The organism is Synechococcus sp. R6-7 (assembly GCF_047461695.1).
GTDB lineage: Bacteria > Cyanobacteriota > Cyanobacteriia > Thermostichales > Thermostichaceae > Thermostichus.
The window spans coordinates 1-2,861 of record NZ_JANSHS010000478.1 but is presented as its reverse complement, the minus strand read 5'-3'; the positions used below and the strand labels follow the sequence as shown (position 1 = coordinate 2,861).

The following is a 2,861-nucleotide window of genomic DNA, read 5'->3' as shown; positions in this document are numbered from 1 at the left end:
CACCGCAACCGCCGAATTGCGCTTTCCCATTTTCGACCCGGTGGGGGCAGTGGTCTTTGCCGACTACGGCACCGATTTGGGCAGTGGAGCTGCGGTGGCCGGCAATCCTGCCCTGGTGCGCAACAAGCCGGGCAGTGGTTTGGGGCTGGGGGTCGGCATTCGCATCCAATCTCCCTTGGGGCCGCTGCGCATCGACTACGCGGTTGGGCAAGGTGGCGCTGGCCAAGGCCAACTGCATTTCGGCATTGGCGAGAAGTTCTAACTTGGCCGTGGATTTCCCTGCCGGCTTGCTATCTTGGGAGCAGGTGCTCGTAATGGAAGCAACCCATGAAACAGCGACTCGGCCTACCTTTCCCCAAGGGATCCCTGGTGTTCTTGCTGTGTTTGAGCCTGGCCCTAGCTGGGTGTGGGCCACTGGCGCGGCTGGGCATCGGCACAACTCCCATCGCCACCGTAGAGCAAAATCCCTCCCGCTACACCGATGTGTATGTCCGCGGTCGCGTGGTGAACCAGATAGGGGTGTTCGGCCAGGGTGTGTATGAGCTCCAAGACAACAGCGGTTCCCTTTGGGTCATCACCGACAAGGGGCTGCCGGCCATGAACAGCACAGTGACCGTGCGCGGTAAAGCCCAAGAGGGGATTGTGGTGGGAGGACGCAGCTTCGGGGTCTCGTTGGTGGAAGCAGAGCGCTTCTAGCCTGCCCCCAAAGCCAACATGGAAACGCGGCCTGCCAAGGTTTTGGCAATCTGCTTCAAGGCCCGGGCTGAAGCCGACTCAGGTTGGCCGATGACAATAGGCGTACCCATATCCCCCCCTTGGCGCAGGGCGATTTCCAGCGGGATCCGCCCCAGCAGCGGGACACCAAGCTCGCGGGCCGTGGTCTCTCCCCCTTCCGAGCCGAAAATATCGTACTGGCGATCCGGCAGGTCGGGCGGGACGAAGTAGCTCATGTTTTCCACAATACCCAGGATGGGCACCCCCAACTGCCGAAACATGTTCAAGCCCTTGCGACTGTCCAGCAGGGCCACCGATTGTGGCGTGGTGACGATCACAGCTCCTGCCAGCGGCACTGCCTGCACTAGGGTCAATTGGGCATCGCCGGTGCCGGGGGGCATATCCACAACCAAGTAGTCCAACTCTCCCCACTGCACCTGATAGAGAAATTGCCGGATCACCCCGTTCAACATCGGCCCCCGCCAGATCACCGGCTGATCCCGCCCCACCAAAAGGCCCATCGACACCATCTTGACGCCGTAATTTTCCAGGGGGAAGATATCCTCGCCGCCGTCCTCCCGTTTTTGCACAACCAGAGACCGATCCTGCAGGCCCAGCATCAGCGGCACATTGGGACCGTAAATATCGGCATCCAGCAGCCCCACCCGCGCTCCACTTTGGGCCAGCGCCACGGCCACATTTACCGACACCGAAGTTTTGCCCACTCCCCCCTTGCCGCTGGAAATGGCGATGATGTTGCGCACACCGGGGATGGACTGGCGATTCGGCAGGGAAGGGGAACGGGGGGTTTCTGCCGTTACCGTAACATCAATGGCTTCGATGGGGGCCAGCTGGCGGATGGCAGCTTTGCACTCCTCCACAATGAATTCTCGCAAAGGGCAGGCCGGCGTGGTCAGCACCAGGGTAAAGGCCACTCGCCCAGGCTCGACGCGAATATCCCGGATCATGTTCAGTTCCACCAGGCTGCGGCGCAGCTCCGGATCTTGAACAGGGCGCAACGCTTCAAGGATGGCAGCAGCATCAAGGGTGGAGGTGGTCATGGAATCGGAAGGCTCAGCGGGTCAGTCCATATTTCACTCTAATCGGTTTTTCTCGGGTTCTTGCCGGCAGGGAAGGACAGCTCCAAAACGGGCTGCCACGCTAGTCCTGGGCAAGCAGGCTGGCCGAGGCTGATTCTGGTTGGAAGACAACGCTGTTGGCCGACGGGGGAGGGCAATTGTGCAAGCGCTGAGTGGGAGTTGGCTTGTGGTTGGGGCTAACGTTCTGGGCTCAGTTGATCCCTCTGCTGGAAAAGAGGGGATCCCGCCGCCTCTCAATCGGGGACGAGCGCCGGGCCATGCCAACTCTCTTTTCTGACTCGGCCTGGGATCCCTTCTGCCGTTACTTTTCTCGGTCACCCTACCTGCCTTGTGCGATGAGTCCTCTGGGCCCCTGCCGCTGCCCCCACCACGCTGCGCGTCCAAAAGATGCTGCCTGGGCGTTCTGTCCACAACAAGAATAAACTGTGGTCTGTTCTCGTGCCGGTATCTCAGGAAATTCAAGGAATTGGTTGTGAAGCCAGGCAAAAGTATGGAAATCCGTCCTGCCACCGCCTTAGATGTGCCCGTTTTGTTTGACCTCATCTGCGCCTTGGCCGAGTACGAGAAGCTGAGCCACCTGGTAACGGGATCCGCTGATCTGTTGCGCCACTATTTGTTTGGCCCAGAGGCTTTGGCCTCGGCGTTGTTGGCAGAAGTGGAGGGGCAAGCGGTGGGATTTGCCCTCTACTTCCGCAATTTTTCCACGTTCCTGACCCGACCAGGGATTTACCTTGAGGATCTGTTCGTGTTGCCGGAGTTTCGCGGCAGAGGCATTGGCAAAGCGCTCTTGGCACGGGTGGCTCAGGAGGCGGTGGCCAAAGGATATGGGCGGCTGGAGTGGATGGTTTTGGATTGGAACCAGCCGGCGATTGAGTTCTATCGACGCATGGGTGCCCAGCAACATCCCGAATGGATTCTCAACCGCGTGGTGGGTGCTGATTTGGAGGCTCTGGCTCGGCTGGCTGAGGATCCCTGTCGATCTTGAGCAAGCTCCCCTCTGTTACAGACGCTAGCATTCGTGACATCCTCCCGGCGCTCGTCCTACGG

At 60.0% G+C, this 2,861-nt stretch carries 5 protein-coding genes; 4 read left to right on the top strand and 1 reads right to left on the bottom strand.

Going from position 1 to position 2,861, the window contains the following annotated elements; genetic code table 11:
* Together NW815_RS13045 and NW815_RS13040 are read left to right on the top strand one after the other, a co-directional pair.
* Positions 1–262 (top strand): BamA/TamA family outer membrane protein (locus NW815_RS13045; RefSeq protein WP_414416095.1); only part of this gene is annotated, 262 nt, incomplete at its 5' end.
* 65 nt (positions 263–327) lie between these two features.
* Positions 328–696, top strand: a complete 369-nt coding sequence (locus tag NW815_RS13040; RefSeq protein ID WP_414373839.1) for a hypothetical protein — start codon at positions 328–330, stop codon at positions 694–696.
* Here the strand turns inward: NW815_RS13040 and NW815_RS13035 are convergent.
* Positions 693–1,775: an Mrp/NBP35 family ATP-binding protein gene (locus NW815_RS13035; RefSeq protein ID WP_414390557.1), complete on the bottom strand. Its 1,083-nt coding sequence runs from the start codon at positions 1,773–1,775 to the stop codon at positions 693–695. The genes NW815_RS13040 and NW815_RS13035 overlap by 4 nt on opposite strands.
* Before the next feature lie 296 nt (positions 1,776–2,071).
* Here NW815_RS13035 and NW815_RS13030 point away from each other — a divergent pair, with 296 nt between their 5' ends.
* Both NW815_RS13030 and NW815_RS13025 read left to right on the top strand, forming a co-directional pair.
* The gene (locus NW815_RS13030; RefSeq protein WP_414390560.1) at positions 2,072–2,236 is read left to right on the top strand and encodes a DUF6464 family protein; all 165 of its coding nucleotides are present in this window, start codon (positions 2,072–2,074) and stop codon (positions 2,234–2,236) included.
* A 68-nt stretch (positions 2,237–2,304) separates the two neighbouring features.
* Complete coding sequence (locus NW815_RS13025; protein WP_414330224.1) at positions 2,305–2,799, top strand: N-acetyltransferase family protein; 495 nt, start codon at positions 2,305–2,307, stop codon at positions 2,797–2,799.
* Positions 2,800–2,861: the final 62 nt, after the last annotated feature.

What these genes read in the sequence shown, in the direction of transcription:
- NW815_RS13040 (WP_414373839.1), top strand. Translation starts at nt 328, where the DNA reads ATGAAACAGCGACTCGGCCTACCTTTCCCCAAGGGATCCCTGGTGTTC.
- NW815_RS13035 (WP_414390557.1), bottom strand. Translation starts at nt 1,775, where the DNA reads ATGACCACCTCCACCCTTGATGCTGCTGCCATCCTTGAAGCGTTGCGC.
- NW815_RS13030 (WP_414390560.1), top strand. Translation starts at nt 2,072, where the DNA reads ATGCCAACTCTCTTTTCTGACTCGGCCTGGGATCCCTTCTGCCGTTAC.
- NW815_RS13025 (WP_414330224.1), top strand. Translation starts at nt 2,305, where the DNA reads ATGGAAATCCGTCCTGCCACCGCCTTAGATGTGCCCGTTTTGTTTGAC.